Raw genomic sequence first — 19345 nt, 5'->3', positions numbered from 1 at the left:
AGGACGGTCTGTCACGTTTGTGCTGAATAGTCCTTAATCCCTAGTTAATTTACTGTTCATAGGCTCAATATCGGATAAGTCGATCTTTTGAAGCGAAATTTTCCGCTTTATGTCGATAAGTAAAACGCTAGTCTTGGGCACGGCTCTTACGGGATTTGGGGAATGCAACTACGAAACACATCGACCCGCTACGGCTGGGTCAGCATCGTTATCCACTGGAGTGTGGCGCTGGTGGTGTTTGGTTTGTTCGCGCTGGGCCTGTGGATGGTCGGCCTCGACTACTACAGCCTGTGGCGCAAAGACGCCCCGGACTTGCACAAAAGCATCGGTATTACGCTATTCGCCGTGATGCTGGTGCGGATTGTCTGGGGCCTGCTCAGCCCGCCGCCGCCCGCACTGGCCAGCTATAGCCGCATGACACGTATCGGCGCGGCGTTTGGCCATGCGTTCCTGTACGTCGGCTTGTTTGCCGTGATGATTGCCGGTTACCTGATTTCCACCGCAGACGGTGTGGGGATCCCGGTGTTTGGCCTGTTTGAAATTCCTGCCGTGGTTTCCGGTCTACCGGACCAGGCAGACGTAGCTGGCCTGGTGCATTTTTACCTGGCCTGGGTGCTGGTGGTGTTTGCCGGCCTGCATGGCGTGGCCGCGTTGAAACACCACTTCATTGATCGTGACGCGACCCTGGTTCGTATGCTGGGGCGCAAAGCCTGATGTTCAACCTCGACTCACAAGGAATAGAAAGCATGTTGAAAAAGACTCTCGCCGCTCTGGCAATCGGTACTGCTCTGCTGTCTGCCGGTCAGGTGATGGCTGCTGATTACAAGATCGACAAGGAAGGCCAGCACGCCTTCATCGACTGGAAAATCAGCCACCTGGGCTACAGCTACATCCACGGTACCTTCAAGGACTGGGATGGTACGTTCAGCTGGGATGCCGCCAAGCCTGAAGCCAGCAAAATCGCCGTCGACGTGAAAACCGCCAGCCTGTGGTCCAACCACGCTGAACGTGACAAGCACATCGCCAGCAAGGACTTCCTGGACGTTGGCAAGTTCGCCGATGCCAAGTTCGTTTCGACCGCAGTTAAACCAACCGGCGAAAAAACGGCTGACGTGACCGGCGACCTGACCTTCCACGGTGTGACCAAGCCTGTGACCTTCAAGGCCACGTTCAACGGTGAAGGCAAGGATCCGTGGGGCGGCGAACGTGCTGGCTTCAACGCCAAGACTACGCTGAACCTGAATGACTTTGGCGTCAAAGGCCCTGGCCCGACTTCCCAGACTGTAGACCTGGACATCACGCTGGAAGGTGTCAAAACGAAGTAAATTCGCAGGCTGCATAAAAAACCGGATCGTGAGATCCGGTTTTTTTTAGCCTGGAATACGGTCAATGTAGGAGCTGGCTTGCCTGCGATAGCGGCAGGTCAGCCACCTGCGATGCAGGCTGAAGTACCGTCATCGCAGGCAAGCCAGCTTCTGCAGTTGATCGTTGTCGAGCCCATAAAAATGCCCCGGATCTTTCGATGCGGGGCATTTTTCATGGCGCTTTGAAAATCAGCGGTTGCGGGTCAGCAACGCTGGTTTTTCACCACGAGGGCGGCCTGGCAGTTGATCCAACTGCTCAGGTGTCGGGAAGCGATCGCTTTTCGACTCCTTGTGGATGATCTTCGGCGTCGTGCCGCTGCGCGGGTTCTGCACGGCAGGTTCCGAGGAGCGTGGCTGCTCATCACGTGCAGGGCGGCGGTTGCGCGACTCTTCGCGACGGGCCTGGCCATCACGCGGTGCGCCGTTACGCGGACCATTGCGCTTGGCCGGTGGGGTGCCGGTGGTGGCGCCGTTGCTGCTGCGCGGACCGTTCTGGCGACCCTGTGGCTGGCCGCCGGTGCGCGGAGCGCCCGCACCAGCGCCCGGTGCCGGGGCACCTGGACGACGACCACGGCCCTGGGCCGGTTTGGCCTGTGGCACGTAGTCCACGCGGTTACCGAAGTTATCCACGTCATCGTCGAGGAACTCGTCCGGTGCGCGGTCGGCTGCGGCGCGTGGCGGCTGGCTCGGCTGGCGCTGTTCGCGGGCCGGGGTGCCTTCGCGGGGCTTTTGCTCGCGGGCTGGGCGTTCGCCACGGCCGTTGGTAGGTGCCTTGTCTTTGCCACCTTTGTCCTTGCCTTTGTCGCGACGACCACCGCCACCACCGCCGCCGTTCGGGCCATCGCCCTTAGGACCACGTGGGTTGCGCGGGTTACGCACGTCCGGACGCTCGCGCACTTCCGGTTTTTCGGCTTCTACGGTGCTGGCATCGAAGCCCATCAGGTCGCCGTCGGCGATTTTCTGCTTGGTCATGCGCTCGATGCTTTTCAGCAGTTTTTCTTCATCCGGGGCGACCAGGGAAATGGCCTCGCCCGAACGACCGGCACGGCCAGTACGGCCGATACGGTGCACATAGTCTTCATCGACGTTTGGCAGCTCGAAGTTGACCACATGCGGCAGTTGGTCGATATCCAGGCCGCGGGCGGCGATATCGGTGGCGACCAGGATCCGTACGGAGCCGGCCTTGAAGTCGGCCAGGGCCTTGGTCCGCGCGTTCTGGCTCTTGTTGCCGTGGATGGCGACGGCGGTCAGGCCGTGCTTGTCCAGGTACTCGGCCAGGCGGTTGGCGCCATGCTTGGTGCGGGTGAACACCAGCACTTGTTCCCAGGCACCGGCGGTAATCAGGTGGGCCAACAGCGAGCGCTTGTGGCTGGCTGGCAGGCGGAACACCCGCTGCTCGATACGCTCGACCGTGGTGTTGGGCGGCGTGACTTCGATGCGCTCGGGGTTGTGCAGCAGCTTGCCGGCCAGGGCGGTGATGTCGTTGGAGAACGTTGCCGAGAACAGCAGGTTCTGACGCTTGGCCGGCAGGCGCGCGAGGACTTTCTTCACGTCATGGACAAAGCCCATGTCGAGCATGCGGTCGGCTTCGTCCAGCACGAGGATTTCCACGTGGGACAGATCGACGCTGCCTTGGCCACACAGGTCGAGCAAACGACCAGGGCAGGCGACCAGCACGTCAACCCCACGGGACATGGCCTGAACCTGGGGGTTCATGCCAACGCCGCCGAAGATGCAGGCACTGACGAACTTCAGGTCGCGGGCGTACAGCTTGAAGCTGTCATGCACTTGTGCGGCGAGTTCGCGGGTAGGGGTCAGGACCAGTACGCGGGGTTGGCGCGGGCCGTGACGCTGGGATTTGTCCGGGTGACCATTGGGGAACAACCGCTCCAGAATCGGGAGGGCGAAGCCGCCGGTTTTACCAGTACCTGTCTGAGCCGCGACCATCAGGTCGCGACCTTGCAACACGGCGGGAATAGCCCGCTGTTGCACCGGAGTAGGCTCGGTATAGCCCGCTGCCTCGATGGCGCGGACTAAAGCCTCGGAGAGACCGAGGGAAGCAAAGGACATGAGTAATCCTGTTTGTAGTTAGGGCTTGGCCCAAAGGGATAATCTTGCCGGGCGCGAATCGCGTTTAGAGGAACGCAACCCCGTCCGGTCCTGCTGGGGCTGGCAGGCACTCCAACGGCTCGCGCGGGCTGCAAAGCTGCGCAGTAGCGGGGTTGGATGCCTGTTATACGACCACAACGGCCGGGCGTAAGCCTGGCGGAAAGGCCGGAGTATAACAGAGCAATCACCGCGCGCCGCTTTCCTGCTGCTCAACGGTTTGCTCCAGCGGCGGCGAGGGGGCAGTTTTGGCACTGTTGCCGGCATATTTTGCACTCAGGGCGGCATAGGCGGGCTCTTGCTTGAAGCGCTTGAGCTCGGCACCAAAGCGCTGCACCAGCAAGTCCATGCCCGCGCCACGGCGTACGGCGAGGAATTGTTTCTGGCTGCTGATCACCGGCGACGCCTGGGTAACGTGGTGTTCCAGGCCTAACTCCTTGAGCACATGCTGGCCAACCCGGCGGTCGGTGATCACCAGATCAATCCGGCCACGGGCCAGTTTACCGAAGTTGGCCTCATGGCTGGGGGCCGGCTCGCGGGTAAACAGGGTGGATTCGCTGAACCCGGCGCTATACAGGTAGCCGGGGGAGGTGCCGATGGTCAGCCCTTTGAGGTCATCCAGGGTCTGGAACGGATGTGGGCGCTCGTTGGCGTAGAACATCACAAACTCAACCTGGGACAGCGGTTCGCTGGGATAAAGCAGCGCCGCGTCGCGTTCGTGGCTGTGGAAAATATCCAGCGCGCCATCGGCCAGGCCCTGGTCGAGCATGGCCAGGCAACGTTTCCAGGGCAGGAACTGCCATTGCACCTCGATCCCCAGGCGCTCGAACACGATGACGGTGGCCTCGTAGTCGAGCCCGCGCATCTGGCCGTTTTCTTCGTAGACGTAAGGGGCCCAGGGTTCGGTGACAATGCGCAATTTCTCGCCGTGGGCGGTCAGGCTCAGGCAAGTGAAAAGGACAGCGGTCAACAGCTGGAAAATGACGGGCATACCCTGAGGTTACGACTGTCGCAGGTTAAAGAGAAGCTCTGGATCGGGGATCTTCAGGTCGCAAACCTGAACTTTTATTGTGCCGCCGGGCCGGGAAGGAATCCCGGCTGGCGGTACAAAGGGGTAGCCTCAGCGTGGCAGCTTGAGGTTGTTCCAGATCGCCAGGCTCGGGTCAGCCTGGTTCAGGGTGTAGAAGTGCAGGCCCGGCGCGCCACCTTGCAGCAAGGTTTCGCACATTTCACTGATGACTTGCTCGCCAAAGGCCTGGATGCTTTTGACGTCATCGCCATAGGCTTCCAGCTGCTTGCGTACCCAGCGTGGGATTTCTGCACCGCAGGCGTCAGAGAAGCGCGCCAGCTTGCTGTAGTTGGTGATCGGCATGATGCCCGGCACGATTGGGATATTCACACCCAGGGCCTGCACGCGCTCGACGAAGTAGAAGTAGCTGTCGGCGTTGAAAAAGTACTGGGTGATCGCACTGTTGGCGCCGGCTTCGGCCTTGCGCACGAAGTTGCGCAGATCGTCTTCGAAATTGCGCGCCTGAGGGTGCATTTCCGGGTAGGCGGCCACTTCGATATGGAAGTGGTCGCCAGTCTCTTCACGAATGAAGCTCACCAGATCATTGGCGTAGCGCAACTCGCCGCTGGCCATGCCCATGCCGGATGGCAGGTCACCGCGCAGGGCGACGATACGCTTGATGCCGGCGGCCTTGTACTGGGTCAGCAGGCTGCGCAGGTCGGCCTTGCTGTCGCCTACGCACGACAGGTGCGGTGCGGCGGGCACTTTGGCTTCGCTTTCCAGTTGCAGCACGGTGTTGATCGTGCGATCACGGGTCGAGCCGCCTGCGCCGTAGGTGCAGGAGAAGAAGTCGGGGTTGTAGCTGGCCAACTGCTTGGCAGTCGCCATCAATTTTTCATGCCCAGCATCGGTCTTGGTCGGGAAGAACTCGAAGCTGTAGCGACGGTCTTGGGACATGGTCATACCCTTGGAAACTCAAAAAACCGGAAGACATACACCGTCAATGTGGGAGCGGGCTTGCTCGCGAAAGCGGAGTTTCAGTCAACATACCTGATACTGAAACATCGCTTTCGCGAGCAAGCCCGCTCCCACAGAAGCCTGCCCTCCACATGGAGAGCAGGCAACAGGCCGATCAGTAGCGGTAGGCGTGCGGCTTGAACGGACCTTCAACCGTCACGCCGATGTAGTCGGCCTGGGTCTTGGTCAGTTGCGTCACGACGCCGCCGAAGCCGCGGACCATTTCCAGGGCCACTTCTTCGTCGAGTTTCTTCGGCAGTACTTCCACGGTCAGGCGCTCGGCTTTCTGGGCGGGCGACAGGTCGGCGTATTTCTGGCCGAACAGGAAGATCTGCGCCAGTACCTGGTTGGCGAACGAGCCATCCATGATGCGGCTTGGGTGGCCAGTGGCGTTACCCAGGTTTACCAGGCGGCCTTCGGCCAGCAGGATCAGGTAGTCATCGTTCTGTGGGTCGAAATCGCCAGCGCCGGTACGGTGAACCTTGTGCACCTGAGGTTTGACTTCTTCCCATGCCCAGTTCTTGCGCATGAAAGCGGTGTCGATCTCGTTGTCGAAGTGCCCGATGTTGCACACCACGGCGCGCTTTTTCAGGGCCTTGAGCATGTTGGCATCGCACACATTGACGTTACCGGTGGTGGTCACGATCAGGTCGATCTTGCCCAGCAGGGCTTTGTCGATGCTCGCTTCGGTGCCGTCGTTCTGGCCGTCGATGAACGGCGAGACCACTTCGAAACCGTCCATGCAGGCTTGCATGGCGCAGATCGGGTCAACTTCGGAGACCTTGACGATCATGCCTTCCTGACGCAGGGACTGGGACGAACCCTTGCCCACGTCGCCGTAGCCGATCACCAGGGCTTGCTTGCCCGACAGCAGGTGGTCGGTGCCGCGCTTGATCGCATCGTTGAGGCTGTGACGGCAGCCGTACTTGTTGTCGTTCTTGCTCTTGGTCACCGAGTCGTTGACGTTGATGGCCGGGATTTTCAGCTCGCCCTTGGCCAGCATGTCCAGCAGGCGGTGTACGCCGGTGGTGGTTTCTTCGGTCACGCCATGGACGCGATCCAGGATGGCCGGGTACTTTTTGTGCAACAGCTCGGTCAGGTCGCCGCCGTCGTCGAGGATCATGTTGGCATCCCAAGGCGCGCCATCTTTCAGGATGGTTTGCTCCAGGCACCACTCGTACTCTTCTTCGGTCTCGCCTTTCCAGGCGAAGACAGGGATGCCAGCGGCTGCGATGGCGGCAGCGGCCTGGTCCTGAGTCGAGAAGATGTTGCAGGACGACCAGCGCACTTCGGCACCCAGGGCAACCAGGGTTTCGATCAGCACGGCAGTCTGGATGGTCATGTGGATGCAGCCGAGAATCTTCGCGCCCTTGAGCGGCTGTTCAGCGGCGTACTTGCGGCGCAGACCCATCAGGGCTGGCATTTCGGATTCGGCGATAAAGGTTTCGCGACGGCCCCAGGCAGCGAGGGACATGTCGGCGACTTTGTAGTCGGTAAAACCTGCAGGCGTGATTACAGCGCTCATGAAGAGCCTCCATTCGTAGTGTGCGAATGGGCGCCGTTGTGCGTTTAGTATCCAGCCAGGACAACCCGGCCGGGCAACGCCCCATCCGAGCCTGACAGGCCAGGGCCTGCTGCAGCGCCCCTCGGACAGGTGGCGGGAGAACGGTATCAATCACAGATGACCGTTTTGAAGCGGTGGCGATTATAGCTGCCTGCGCCTGACTTCCCAAGCCTTTCTGTCGGGGGCATGAAGATCGTTCATGGTGCTGATAGGCAATGGCTCATAGAGCTTGGGCCGGCGCTCTGCCATGATGTTGCCCATCATTCGGCAAGACGCTTTGGAGTGAGCATGAACTTCCACACCCGCAAATGGGTAAAACCCGAAGACCTCAACCCCAACGGCACCCTGTTCGGTGGCAGCCTGTTGCGCTGGATCGACGAAGAAGCGGCGATCTACGCCATCGTTCAACTGGGCAACCAGCGCGTGGTGACCAAGTACATCTCCGAGATCAATTTTGTCAGCGCCTCGCGCCAGGGCGACATCATCGAGCTGGGCATCACCGCCACCGAGTTTGGCCGCACCTCCATCACCCTGACCTGTGAAGTGCGCAACAAGATCACGCGCAAAAGCATCCTCACCGTGGAAAAAATGGTCTTCGTCAACCTCGGCGAAGACGGTCTGCCGGCACCCCACGGGCGTACCGAGATCAAGTACGTGAAAGACCAGTTCCAGGATGACAACCTCACTGAGTAACCCCGGCCCGGCCTGATTTGATTTACCAAATCTGTCCGGGTGGATCGCTTCCAGGCTTTCTCTGCACTCAGGACCACATCCTGTAGAGAGAGCCCGCAATGAAAGTGACCGCCAACCCGGCTGCCAAGACTCAGCCGTCATCGCGGCAACCCCCGCCGCCCCCCGCCCAAGGCAACAAGACACCCTTGGTCGAGGGCGTCGGCCCGCGAAAGCTGAGCCTGTTTCGAGACAGCAAGGGGCAGGTGGAGGTGGTGCTGTCACCCCCTGCGGTCAGCCATCTGGTACTCAGCGGCGGTGGTGCCAAGGGCATCGCCTTCCCCGGGATGGTCCAGGCCCTTGAAGAAACCGGAACACTGCCAGGCATCTCTGCCATTTCTGGTTCATCTGCCGGTGCGATTTCTGCAGCGCTGCTGGCCAGTGGCATGGGAGCCAAGGCCTTCGGCACGCTCTCAAACAGCATTGATCTGCCCAGCCTGCTCAACAGCCCCAACCCTGTGACGGCCTGGCTGCAAAATGCCGGGGCGAGCCTCGGCAAACTTGCCGGGCGCCTGCCAGGCCCGGCGGGCAACATTTCCCAATTGCTGCTGACCATGATGCCGCGCCTGCAAACCCAGGCGCACTCGCTCGAAGACCTGATCCGTAACGAGTCACGCAAGTCGATCCTGGCCCATATTGCCGCCATGCCCAGGGCAGCCCGCCCCGACGAAGTGATGAAAATCGCCGACAGGCTGAGCGCCGGAGGGGCACCGACCTTTGCTGATCTTGACGTGCTGAGCAGGCATATCCCGGCGATCAAACTACTGAACATCACGGGGACCGGCATGTTCGATGGTCGCCCGCAGTTGGTGGTGTTCAACGCCAGCCTGACCCCGGATATGGACATTGCCTGCGCCGCGCATATCTCGGGCTCCCTACCGGGACTGTTCAAAAGCCCTGCCGAGCAAGGCCATGGGTTTCAGGCGGTGGGTGAAACCACTTTTTTCCAGGACGGTGGCTTGGTGCTCAACACCCCGGCACCCGGGGTGATCGAGCGCTCGTTTCCCGAGAGCCCGCTGAGCCAGCCGGAGTCGTTGATCGTCAAATTCGAGTCCCAGGCTCCTGCATCGCAGAAAAAGAGCGGCAGCGTCATAAGCGCTGTTGCGGACAAACTGACAGGCACTGCCCATACGGCTGCAGGCGCCTATCAACAGCAACGCCTCAAGGAATTTAACGAGCAAACCGTGGTGCTGCCGCTCAAATCCGCCAAAGGTGACTTTAGTGGCCTGCTCAGTGGCACGGTCAATTTCACCATGACCGCCGAGCAGAAAAAGCATTTGCAGGCCCAGGCCCGGCAAGCGGTGACGCAGCACCAGGAGCAGCGCAGCAAGGTACGTGAGCGGCACTTGTTCGAGTCATTGGACGACGCGGTGCTGGCGATGGACGATGCAATGCTTGCCAGCGTGCAAGTGGCACTCCAGAAGGATCCCGCCGCGGCGAATGTGCTGCGTTTTCGCAAGCAGGCACAGCAGGCATTGCAAGCCCTGGACGCAGCGATTACCGAGGCCAACAAGGCAGGCAATACTTTGGTCTTCACGCCTGGGTTGCTCTCTGCGCTGCGTAACCTGGATGCACTGGTTACCCGGCCCCAGCATATCGAGTGGTTGGGGCGGCGGCTTAACGCCCCTGGGCAGCATAACTTCCAGCAACTGTTGCAGGTGGTTGCCAAGCACAATCAGGGGGCTTCCACGCCAACCTCCAAGGTCATGACCAGTGCCGTGGCTCAAATGCAGCGACGGGATATTGCCGTAAAAGCCGACAACTTCACCCGCGAAGTCATCTACCCCTCCCTCTACCGTGCAGGCCAGACGGCCGCCAACGTCGAGCTTCTGCAGCGGGCCGCGCGCGACCTGGCCACGGCAGCGACGCCGGCCGAGTTCAATCGGGTGCTCGACGACATCATTGAACACTATGGTGCGCGTAATAAACCCTGGTCCAAGCCACTGAGCTCGACCACCGTGGAAATGGCCAAGGCCTGGCGCATCCCGCTTTAGTTCTCCGGCCACTGAACAGCCACTGCGCCAGCGTGTCGTAGCTACAGGCACCCCTTGGACACTGGAACATCATGGCCACCCAAAAAGACGGCAAAACTCCCAACCTGTCGCAGGAAGAGCAGCAGGATGTGGACAAGAACCAACCGCCCAGGGCAGCGGTGCTGCATGAAATCATTCGCACCCAGGGCGACCAGGAACTGGAGCGCAGCGTCGCGGCGCTGTGGTGGTCGGCGCTGGCCGCCGGCCTGACCATGGGCCTGTCATTAATGGCCATGGGGCTGCTCAACTCCCGCCTGCCGGGCGGTGAAGGCTTCAAGGTGATTGCCAGCTTTGGCTACTGCGCAGGTTTTCTCGCGGTGATCCTTGCGCGCCAGCAACTGTTCACCGAAAACACCCTGACCGCCGTGCTCCCGGTGATGAGCAAGCCGACCCTGGGCAATGCCGGGCGCCTGCTGCGGTTGTGGACGGTGGTACTGGTGGGCAACCTTTGCGGCACCTTGCTGGTGGCCTACGTGATGCTGCACCTGCCGATTTTCGACATCAAGACCGACCTGGCCTTCCTCGACATCGGGCGCAAGGTCATGGAGAACGACACGGGCCAGATGTTTGCCAAAGGCATCGTCTCCGGCTGGATGATCGCCACCATGGTGTGGATGATTCCGTCCATGGAAAGCGCCAAGATGTGGATCATTATCCTGATCACCTACCTGATGGCCCTGGGTGATTTCACCCACATTGTCGTCGGTTCGGCGGAGGTGTCCTATCTGGTATTTGCCGGCGAGCTACCGTGGAAGGACTTCTGGCTGGTATTTGCCGGGCCGACCCTGGCGGGCAATATCATCGGCGGCAGTTTTATCTTCGCGCTGATCAGCCATGCGCAGATTCGCAGCGAAGGCAGCCTGCCGGGCAAGCAGGCTGCGGACCCGAGGCATCCGCAGTCGATTGACAAGGATCAGTGATGTTCAGGCCTTGGAATAACAGGGAAAACGGCAGCGCCGTTACCATTACACCGATGGTGGGTGGCAGGCCGATAAAGCGGAAATTCACATAGGTGAGCAGGGTGGTGAGGCAAATGAAGGCTGCAACAAGTTCAAGCATCCGGGGGGCCATGGGATAGAGGGCGGGGTGCAGCGGGGTGGTTTTTAGTATAAACAGGTGCTGAAACATGAAGAATCAACTCTGACCATTCTGACAAGGGGCTCCCTGTGGTTGCGACAGCCTTGGTGCTGGTAGCGGCGCTGTTGCATGCGACGTGGAACACCTTGATCAAGTTCAGCGGCGAGCGCCTGTTGGTGATCGCCTGCATGGACAGCGTGGCCCTGTTGTTTGTTCTACTGGCAGTCGGATTTGTGTCGTTGCCGCCCCTGGAAATCTGGCCGTGGATCATCGCATCGGCCTTGTTCGAGTTGCTCTATCGCTACCTGCTGATCCAGGCCTACCGCGTTGGCGACCTGGGGCTGGTGTATCCGCTGATGCGCGGCTTATCACCGCTGGTGGTGCTGGCGTTGACCCTGGTGTTTGCCGGGGAAGTGCTCAGTACCCAGCAGATTGTCGGCATCCTGCTGATCCCGTTCGGCATGCTGTGCCTGCTGTGGCAGGGCGGTGGCGGGGAGCGGCTGCCCTGGTCGATGTTGCCGGTGGTCGCGCTGATCGGCCTGTGCATCGGCTGCTACACCTTCCTTGATGGCCAGGCGCTGCGGCGCTGGTCGCACCCGTTGGACTACCTGGTATGGCTGACCCTGCTCAGTGCCTGGCCCTTTCCCCTGCTGGCCATGGTGCGCAAGCGCGCGGCGTTCAGCCTGTTTTGGCGCACGCAATGGCGGTTGGGGCTGAGCGTGGGGTTGTGCGTGTTGTTGAGCTACGCTCTGGTGCTTTGGGCCATGCAGTTGGGCTCGATTGCCGAGGCCGCCGCGCTGCGAGAAGTCAGCGTGATCCTGGTGGTGTTGTTCGGTATGCGTTACCTGAAAGAACCTTTCGGCCGCTCCCGGCTCTTAGCCTGTGGGTTGGTACTGATCGGCATGCTCGTGATGAAACTCTAACCAGCGGATAAAACTAAAAAAGGAATGAGTGATGACTGTTGCTTTCTGGTGTGTGTTGATCGCAATTTTTCTGCCTTACCTGTGTACTGGCGTGGCCAAGTTCAGTGGTGGCAAATTCGGGCCCCGGCAGAACCATGACCCCCGGGCCTTCCTGGAAACCCTCGAAGGCTTTGCCAAACGCGCCCATAGCGCACAGCTCAACAGCTTTGAAGTGACCCCGGCGTTTGCCGCAGCGGTGATCATTGCCCACCTTGCGGGCAACGCGGAACTGGTGACCATCAACGTACTGGCGGTGCTGTTTATCACCAGCCGCCTGCTGTACATCATCTGCTACCTGGCGGACTGGGCGATCTTGCGTTCGCTGGTGTGGTTTGTGGGCATGGCGTTGATTGCGAGCTTCTTCTTCGTTTCGATCTAAGGCACGCAGCCAACCCTTGTGGGAGCTGGCATGCCAGCGATGGCGGATTTGAAACCGCCATCGCCGGTAAACCGGTTCCTACAAAGGCGCGTCCGGCACTTGAGGCAGCGCCGCACCCTTGGGCCACAGCATCCAGATCTGGCCTTGCTGCTTCATGTTCCCGGCCAGCTCGCCCGCTGCATCACCCGTGCCCCAGAACAGGTCGGCACGCACCTCACCGACAATCGCGCCCCCCGTATCCTGGGCCGCTACCGGCCGTACGATCGGTGCGCCATCGGGGCGGGTGGTGGACAACCACAGCAGGCTGCCCAGTGGGATCACCTTGCGGTCCACGGCCACGCTGTAGCCTGCGGTCAGTGGTACGTTCAGCGAGCCGCGCGGGCCTTCATTGCTGTCGGGCCGGGTGCTGAAGAACACGTAGCTGGGGTTGCTCGCCAGTAACTCCGGGATCCGCTCGGGATGGGCCTTGGCCCAGGCACTGATGGCGCCCATGCTCACTTCTTCTTTCTTCAACTCGCCTTGCTCCACCAGCCAGCGGCCGATAGGGCGGTAGGGGAAACCGTTCTGGTCGGCATAGCCCACGCGCAGTTGACGACCGTTCGCCAACTGGATGCGGCCCGAACCCTGGATTTGCAGGAATTGCAGGTCCATCGGGTGGGTCAGCCAGGCGATGGGCTTGGCGCTGGAGCCTTGCTGGTTGAGGGTGCCGGCATCGTCATAGGGCTTGAGTACCCGCCCTTCCAGGCGCCCACGCAGGCGTTTGCCCTTGAGCTCCGGGTAGATGCTTTCCAGGTTGACGATGATCAGGTCGTCTGGCACCCCGTACACAGGAACATGGGCGGTCTTGGTTTCGGTAAGGCTGCCGGGGTAGACCGGTTCGTAGTAGCCGGTGATCAGGCCATTGGGCGTGTTGTCTGCCGAGCGCAAGCCATACACCTCCAGCTGTTGCTTGAGGAAACCCCGGATATCACCGGCATTGCCCGGCACATTGGCCGCGGCAGCGCAGGTGGTGCCCCACACCGGATCGTTCTTCAGGCGTTGGCAGGCACTGCGCCAGGATTCGAAGCCGGCTTGCAGGTCAGTGTCCGAAACTTCCGGCAGGGCTTCCCAGGTGGCGCTGACATAGGTCGCCACGGCGTGGGGTTTTTCCGGCTCGGGCTTGGGGGTCGGGGCGTTGCCGCCGTCGCATCCGGCGAGCAGCGCGATCATCGGCAGAGCCCATGCCAGTCGGCGGCTCCAGGGGTTCAACAGGTTATTCATGCAAGTAATTCCCAAGGCGGTAGCCGGTACCGATTACGGCACAAGCGTCCATATTATTAATAGGGCTATTGGTCTTTCCGGGCGGGGCGGGGATACTGGCCGCCGTTTCCCGTGACCCTGAGCCACCATGACTTTTAAAAAACTGACTGTTGTATTGCTGGCCGCTTTGACGCTGACCGCCTGCGGCGGCGTGGATCCGAACTCGCCATTGGGCCAGCGCAAGGCCATCTTCAAGCAGATGCTCAAGACCGGCGAAGACCTGGGCGGGATGCTGCGCGGCCGTATTCCGTTCGACGGGGCGAAATTTGCCGAGGGTGCGGTCAAGCTCGACACCCTGTCCCATGAGCCGTGGAAGCACTTTCCAACGGTGCGCGAAGAAGATCACACCAGTGCCAAGGACGATGTATGGCAGAAACAGGCCCAGTTCCAGGAACTGGCGCGCAACCTTGAGGCGGCCACCGGTGAGTTGGTGATCGCCAGCCAGGTGCAGCCGTACAAAGCCAGTGACCTGAAGCCGGCCGTGCAGAAAGTCGAAGATGCGTGCAGCGCCTGTCATAAGCAGTTTCGCGACCATTGAGGCATCGGTCGGATGCGTCTTACTTGTCCAGGTCGTCGAGGGCTTGCTGTAGCTCTTTGCGCGACTCGGCGAGCTTGTCCTTACGCTTGTTGATCTTCTCGGAGTCGCCTTTTTTCATGGCCTTGTCGAGGTCAGCCTGACGACGGCTGACTTCGTGCTTGGCATCCAGCACCTTGTTCTCGCGTTCCTTTTTCAGGGAGGCGTCGGTGCAGTGGGCGGTGACTTCGCTCAAGGCTTTTTCCAGACCGGCTTGTTGCTCACTGTTGCCATGGGCCTTGGCTTGTTCGATCTGCAGGCTGATGGCCTGGCGCTTGGCAGCGCAACCGGTCAGTTGCGGGGCTGTCTCGGCAGCCAGCAAGGGAGTGGTCAGAAAACTGGTGACGGTCAACAGGGCAAGCGGTGCAAGAAACTTCATAAGAACTCCAAAATAAACAAGATCGTTGTCAGGTGGGCAGGATGATTTCTGCCGGTACCGATGAATGTAGCGGGCCGGGCCTAAAAGCCGTCGATCCCGGCAGCCCGTAGTGTTTCGCTCATGGCCACCACCTGAGGGTCGCGAAAAAAGGCGCTCAACTGCGCCGCGCGTCCCGGGCCGATTCCTGCCTCGGCCTGCCAGGCTTGCGTGTCGCGGGCGGCCAGGGCATGCCAGCCACCCACCAGGTTATTGCGGGCGGTCGGTGGAACCCCCAGCGCCATCAGCCATTGAGCGAACGGTCGCTGACGTGCGGTCTGCAGGCTCGCAAGCAGGCGCGTCGTGCTGCGGTCGCCGAATCCGTCAATGGTAGCAAGCTCTGTCTCATCAAGGTTCAACCAATCCACCAAACCGCTGATTTGACCGGCCTGGATCAAGGAGTTCCAGGTCTCGCGGCCAATGTGTGGCAGATCCAGCCCCTGCTTGCCACTGAGCCAGGTCAGTCGGGCCAGCAGTTGCTCCTCGCAGGCCGGGGCCAGACGCAAGCAGCTCAGGTGATGGAAGTCGCCCGCCACCGGGGCCGCGACATCGACCCGTGGATAGCTGCGCAGGATGACCTGGTCGAGCCTGGGAATCACTTGGCCGGCAAGGCTGATGGACACTTGGTCGCCGGGCCGGATATCGAGCTGTTGCCAGCGTTTCAACGAGCCGATGCTGACGCGCTTGATCTGGCGATCGTCGAGCATTACCGGGTGCAGTTCCAGGACCGGGGTGATACGGCCGGTGCGGCCGATCTTGAACTGCACCTGGCGCACATGGGCCAGGGCTGTGATGACCGGGTATTTCCAGGCAACAGCCCAGTAAGGCGTACTGGCCTGCCAGCGTTCGGCCGGGGCGCGCTGGCTTTGATGCAGCACCACGCCATCAGTGGCGAAGGGCAAAGGGTGCCCATGCCAGAACGCTCGCCAGTGACGGGCCTGCTCGAAGGTGTCGATGGGCTGGCTGTAGCGACGGCTGTCGGTAAAACCCCAGTGTGCAAGGGTGTCCAACTGCTGCTTGAGGTCCGCCGGCCCTTGCGGCCAGGCCCAGACAAACAGGCCGATGCCGGCGGCGTCGGCGTCATTGAGGTGTTGGCGGTTCATCAGCCCGGAGATTTTGCTGCGGGCATTCATGCCGCCCGTCTCCCCTTGTATATGGGCGTCCAGGCGCCAGTACAGCTCGCCCTGCAAGAGCAGGTCGATGGCCTCGGGCAGTTGTTGCACAAGGCCGGGGATCTTGCGGGCCGAGTCCGTCCAGTCATGGCCGGACAGGCCGTCGCCGCGGCTGATCACCTGGGCCAGGCGACCCCCACGATAGACCAAGCTCACGGCCACCCCATCGACCTTGGGTTGTATCCACAGGTCGCTGCGTGTGCCGATCCAGTCTGCCACGGCGCGGTCGTTGACCAACTTTTCAAGGCCCGTGTGCGGGACGGGATGGGCGACAGTGCCCCGCGAGCTGGCCAGGGGATTTTGCGCAGGTGACGGCGCCTGTGCAAAGCAAGTCCGCCATTGCTCCAGGCGCATGCGGGCCTGGTCATAGAGCTCGTCGCTGACCAGGGATTGGCCGAGTCGGTGGTAGCTGTCGTCCCAGAGGTCGATTTGTCGTTGCAGGGCGGTGATTTCGTCCCGGGCCTTGTCGGCTTGCCAGTCCGGGCAGCCCTGCGCCCAAGCGACGATAGGGAAGAGCATCAATAGCAGGTAGGTCAGCAGGCGTGGTGTCATCATGAGCATCCTTGCTCTGAAGGGGCGCCCAGCCTAAAGCAAGCAAACGCCCATAAAAAAGCCCCGCAGGCGCGAGGCTTTTTACCGGGTGTTTCTGCTTACTTGAACAGACCGCCCAGGGCTTTCACGGTGTCGTTGCTGTCAGCCTTGGCCTGCTGCTTTTGCGCGGTTTCGTCGAGCTTGCCTTGGGACTCGCCGACTTTTTTGCAACCTTTGTTTACCTGGTCCAGTGCTGCCTGCATGGCCCTCACTTTCAGGTCCTCGCCATTGGCTTTGGCGGCGTCGACTTTGGCTTGCAGCTCCTGGCTCTGTTTTTCGCAGTTGCCGGTAGCGCCGCCCAGTTGGGAAGTCAGGGCGCCAGTCAGGCCGCTCAGGTCAGCGGCTTGCACTGGCAGGGCGAACAGGCTGAGCAGTACGGCGGCAGGAGCGAAGGTGGAAATACGCATGAAAAACCTCAATGTTCGATTGCCTGCGCACTTGGCTGTCCCGAGCAGGCGCAGTGCAGTATCCAATGTGGTTAAGGGCTCGGGAGGGCGCGAATTCTAGTGGGCCATCATTTAGCCTGCAAGGTTTGGATCCAATAAATGTGAACTATTTGCCAGGTTCGCCGTCGCGCTAACCCCCGCCCGCAAAAAAGCGCAACAAAAAGCCCCACCGGGAAAACCCGGTGGGGCTTTGGGTGCTACGTGCTGCGATTACAGACCGGCAGCGGTGCGCAGGTCGTCGGCGCGGTCGGTTTTTTCCCAGGTGAACGTGGTGAAGGTGTCGTCGCCTACGGTCTTCTGTTCAGGGGTACGACCGAAGTGGCCGTAGGCCGCGGTTTCCTGATACATCGGGTGCAGCAGGTCGAGCATGGTGGTGATTGCGTACGGACGCAGGTCGAAGATCTCACGCACCAGCTTGACGATCTTGTCATCGCTGATCTTGCCGGTGCCGAAGGTGTTCAGCGAGATCGACGTAGGCTGGGCCACACCAATGGCGTAGGACACCTGAATCTCGCAACGCTCGGCCAGGCCAGCGGCGACGATGTTCTTGGCCACGTAACGACCGGCATAGGCTGCCGAGCGGTCAACCTTGGAGGGATCCTTGCCGGAGAACGCGCCACCGCCGTGACGGGCCATGCCGCCGTAGCTGTCGACGATGATCTTGCGCCCGGTCAGGCCGCAGTCGCCCACCGGGCCGCCGATGATGAACTGGCCGGTCGGGTTGATGTGGAACTGGGTGTCCTTGCTCAGCAGTTCGGCAGGCAGCACGTGCTTGACGATCAGCTCCATCACACCTTCGCGCAGGTCTTTGTAGGAGACTTCCGGATTGTGCTGGGTCGACAACACCACCGCGTCGATGCCCACCACTTTGCCGCCTTCGTAACGGCAGGTCACCTGGGACTTGGCGTCCGGGCGCAACCAAGGCAGCAGCCCGGATTTACGGGCCTCGGCCTGGCGCTTGACCAACTGGTGCGAGAAGGTGATCGGTGCAGGCATCAGCACGTCGGTTTCGTTGCTGGCGTAGCCGAACATCAGGCCCTGGTCGCCGGCGCCCTGGTCTTCTGGCTTGGCGCGGTCGACACCCTGGTTGATGTCGGGCGACTGCTTGCCGATGATGTTCATCACGCCGCAGGTCGCGCCGTCGAAGCCGACGTCAGAGCTGGTGTAGCCGATGTCGGTGATCACGTCACGGACGATTTGCTCCAGGTCGACCCAGGCCGACGTGGTGACTTCACCGGCGATGATCGCCACGCCCGTTTTCACCAGCGTCTCGCACGCCACGCGGGCGAACTTGTCTTCAGCAATGATGGCGTCCAGCACCGCATCAGAAATCTGGTCGGCGATTTTGTCCGGATGCCCTTCAGACACGGACTCGGAGGTGAAAAGGGAATATTCGCTCATCTCGATGTTTTCCTGATATTTACCGATGGTGAGTGTCGCCAGTTGGCCGCTGAAAGTGGCGGACCTGAATCTGGAAACCATTACGTAAGCCTACATACAGGCTTTCCCCGGGAACGAGTCCCGCAGCGGTGGCCCAACGGGCCAGATCGTCCTGTTCAAACCCCAACCATAGATCACCGCAGGCCTCCCTGGCCCAACTCTGGTTGTGGCTGCATAAATCAGTTACTAGCAGGCTGCCACCCGGTTGCAGCAAACCGGCCATCTGCCTGAGAGCATCGGCCGGCGCGGCAAAATGGTGAAGGACCATGTTCAACACCACGCAATCGGCTTGCAGCCCGACCTCATTCAAGGCATCGGCCAGTTGCAGGCGGACGTTGCCCAATTGTTCGCGCTCGCACAGCTGGCGCGCCAGTTCCAGCATGGCCGGGCTGTTGTCCAGCGCCGTCACCTGGTGGAAGCGTCGTGCCAGGTCCGGCAGGAACCCGCCGTCGCCCGGGCCGACTTCCAGCGCCGTGGCACCTGGGTTGAAGCCCAGTTTGTCGAGCAGCGCCAATACGCTTTCGCGGTATTGAGGCAACCCGGCAATCAGGTCCTGCTGGGCGCGGAACTTGTCCGCCACCCGGGAGAAAAAGTCCTGGCTGGCCGCAGCGCGTTGCCCGTGGACCTGGGCGATCCGCGACTGCACGTCAGCCGGCAGGGCCAGGTTGTCCACTTCTTCGAGCAATGCAGCGTGCAGCTTGCCACCCAGCAAATCGGTGTGGGGCAGGGCGCGACGGTAAAAAATCGCATTGCCTTCACGGCGGGTGGCCACCAGGTCGGCCTGGGCCAGCACTTTCAAGTGGTGGCTCATGCCGGACTGGCCAATGGCAAAGATCCGCGCCAGTTCCAGCACACCAAACGAGTCGTTGGCCAGGGCGCGCAGTACATTCAAGCGCAGCGGATCACCGCCGGCCTTGCACAGGGCCGCCAGCTCATCGCAATCGTCGGGGCGAATGGAAGGCGCAGGTAAGTTCATAAGGCCAGCAGTCTAGTGATGAGGTCAAATCCCCGCAAGGCCAATATCAAAAAGTTTTGATATTGGTCGATAATCGGTGGTTATAAGCAGGCGCTATAACCTTTAGACGAACGGCGGGAAGTGTTCTTGCCGCCAATGCAGTCCAAACCACAGGAAAAACCTACATAAGTCGGTATCTGTCATTGCCCCTGA

Annotated in this window: 18 protein-coding genes, 1 pseudogene and 1 riboswitch; of the genes and pseudogenes, 8 read left to right on the top strand and 11 right to left on the bottom strand. The window is 61.0% G+C overall.

What is annotated here, in order from left to right:
* Positions 1–162: 162 nt before the first annotated feature.
* Positions 163–714, top strand: a complete 552-nt coding sequence (locus PSH73_RS24605) for a cytochrome b (RefSeq protein ID WP_305461552.1) — start codon at positions 163–165, stop codon at positions 712–714.
* Between the two features lie 32 nt (positions 715–746).
* A complete protein-coding gene (locus PSH73_RS24600; protein ID WP_057440349.1) occupies positions 747–1325 on the top strand; it encodes a YceI family protein in 579 nt (192 codons plus the stop codon).
* A gap of 228 nt (positions 1326–1553) precedes the next feature.
* Here the strand turns inward: PSH73_RS24600 and PSH73_RS24595 are convergent, their stop codons facing one another.
* The 4 genes from PSH73_RS24595 to ahcY all read right to left on the bottom strand — a co-directional run bounded on the left by PSH73_RS24595 (position 1554) and on the right by ahcY (position 7021).
* Positions 1554–3434: a DEAD/DEAH box helicase gene (locus tag PSH73_RS24595; RefSeq protein ID WP_169989446.1), complete on the bottom strand. Its 1881-nt coding sequence runs from the start codon at positions 3432–3434 to the stop codon at positions 1554–1556.
* A 223-nt stretch (positions 3435–3657) separates the two neighbouring features.
* The gene (locus PSH73_RS24590) at positions 3658–4461 is read right to left on the bottom strand and encodes an ABC transporter substrate-binding protein (protein WP_057960862.1); all 804 of its coding nucleotides are present in this window, start codon (positions 4459–4461) and stop codon (positions 3658–3660) included.
* A gap of 129 nt (positions 4462–4590) precedes the next feature.
* Positions 4591–5436: a methylenetetrahydrofolate reductase [NAD(P)H] gene (gene metF, locus PSH73_RS24585; RefSeq protein WP_057440341.1), complete on the bottom strand. Its 846-nt coding sequence runs from the start codon at positions 5434–5436 to the stop codon at positions 4591–4593.
* A gap of 175 nt (positions 5437–5611) precedes the next feature.
* On the bottom strand, positions 5612–7021 hold the full coding sequence (gene ahcY, locus PSH73_RS24580; protein WP_038444076.1) for an adenosylhomocysteinase: 1410 nt from the start codon (positions 7019–7021) through the stop codon (positions 5612–5614).
* Between the two features lie 21 nt (positions 7022–7042).
* Positions 7043–7150, bottom strand: a riboswitch (S-adenosyl-L-homocysteine riboswitch).
* A 198-nt stretch (positions 7151–7348) separates the two neighbouring features.
* Here ahcY and PSH73_RS24575 point away from each other — a divergent pair.
* The 3 genes from PSH73_RS24575 to PSH73_RS24565 all read left to right on the top strand — a co-directional run bounded on the left by PSH73_RS24575 (position 7349) and on the right by PSH73_RS24565 (position 10742).
* Positions 7349–7753: an acyl-CoA thioesterase gene (locus tag PSH73_RS24575; RefSeq protein ID WP_057440220.1), complete on the top strand. Its 405-nt coding sequence runs from the start codon at positions 7349–7351 to the stop codon at positions 7751–7753.
* Between the two features lie 98 nt (positions 7754–7851).
* Positions 7852–9783, top strand: coding sequence for a patatin-like phospholipase family protein (locus tag PSH73_RS24570; RefSeq protein WP_305461549.1), 1932 nt, complete (start codon positions 7852–7854; stop codon positions 9781–9783).
* 71 nt (positions 9784–9854) lie between these two features.
* On the top strand, positions 9855–10742 hold the full coding sequence (locus PSH73_RS24565) for a formate/nitrite transporter family protein (RefSeq protein ID WP_305461547.1): 888 nt from the start codon (positions 9855–9857) through the stop codon (positions 10740–10742).
* Between the two features lies 1 nt (position 10743).
* Here PSH73_RS24565 and PSH73_RS24560 read toward each other — a convergent pair.
* A pseudogene (locus tag PSH73_RS24560) lies at positions 10744–10881 on the bottom strand (sodium:proton antiporter); the annotation flags it as partial.
* Between the two features lie 107 nt (positions 10882–10988).
* Between PSH73_RS24560 and PSH73_RS24555 the strand changes: the two are divergent.
* Entirely contained in the window at positions 10989–11822 is an 834-nt protein-coding gene (locus tag PSH73_RS24555; protein ID WP_057440225.1) for an EamA family transporter, read from the top strand.
* A gap of 31 nt (positions 11823–11853) precedes the next feature.
* Positions 11854–12240: an MAPEG family protein gene (locus PSH73_RS24550; protein WP_057960859.1), complete on the top strand. Its 387-nt coding sequence runs from the start codon at positions 11854–11856 to the stop codon at positions 12238–12240.
* Positions 12241–12318: 78 nt separating this feature from the next.
* Here the strand turns inward: PSH73_RS24550 and PSH73_RS24545 are convergent, their stop codons facing one another.
* Positions 12319–13500 (bottom strand): murein transglycosylase A, encoded by a 1182-nt coding sequence (locus PSH73_RS24545; protein WP_120734273.1) that lies wholly within the window; start codon positions 13498–13500, stop codon positions 12319–12321.
* A gap of 127 nt (positions 13501–13627) precedes the next feature.
* Here PSH73_RS24545 and PSH73_RS24540 point away from each other — a divergent pair, with 127 nt between their 5' ends.
* Entirely contained in the window at positions 13628–14077 is a 450-nt protein-coding gene (locus PSH73_RS24540; RefSeq protein ID WP_057440228.1) for a cytochrome c, read from the top strand.
* 19 nt (positions 14078–14096) lie between these two features.
* Here PSH73_RS24540 and PSH73_RS24535 read toward each other — a convergent pair whose 3' ends face one another.
* The 5 genes from PSH73_RS24535 to PSH73_RS24515 form a co-directional block, all read right to left on the bottom strand.
* Positions 14097–14492 (bottom strand): DUF1090 domain-containing protein, encoded by a 396-nt coding sequence (locus PSH73_RS24535; protein WP_057440229.1) that lies wholly within the window; start codon positions 14490–14492, stop codon positions 14097–14099.
* Between the two features lie 80 nt (positions 14493–14572).
* Positions 14573–16252 (bottom strand): NAD-dependent DNA ligase LigB, encoded by a 1680-nt coding sequence (ligB, locus tag PSH73_RS24530; protein ID WP_370694593.1) that lies wholly within the window; start codon positions 16250–16252, stop codon positions 14573–14575.
* Between the two features lie 98 nt (positions 16253–16350).
* Positions 16351–16698, bottom strand: a complete 348-nt coding sequence (locus tag PSH73_RS24525; RefSeq protein ID WP_305461544.1) for a DUF1090 family protein — start codon at positions 16696–16698, stop codon at positions 16351–16353.
* 249 nt (positions 16699–16947) lie between these two features.
* Positions 16948–18138: a methionine adenosyltransferase gene (gene metK, locus PSH73_RS24520; protein ID WP_057960856.1), complete on the bottom strand. Its 1191-nt coding sequence runs from the start codon at positions 18136–18138 to the stop codon at positions 16948–16950.
* Between the two features lie 19 nt (positions 18139–18157).
* Entirely contained in the window at positions 18158–19153 is a 996-nt protein-coding gene (locus PSH73_RS24515; RefSeq protein ID WP_057960855.1) for a metalloregulator ArsR/SmtB family transcription factor, read from the bottom strand.
* Positions 19154–19345: the final 192 nt, after the last annotated feature.

Origin of the sequence: Pseudomonas sp. FP2294, assembly GCF_030687625.1 — a bacterium.
Taxonomy (GTDB): Bacteria; Pseudomonadota; Gammaproteobacteria; order Pseudomonadales; family Pseudomonadaceae; genus Aquipseudomonas; species Aquipseudomonas shahriarae.
This window is presented reverse-complemented; position numbering and strand designations above follow the sequence as displayed.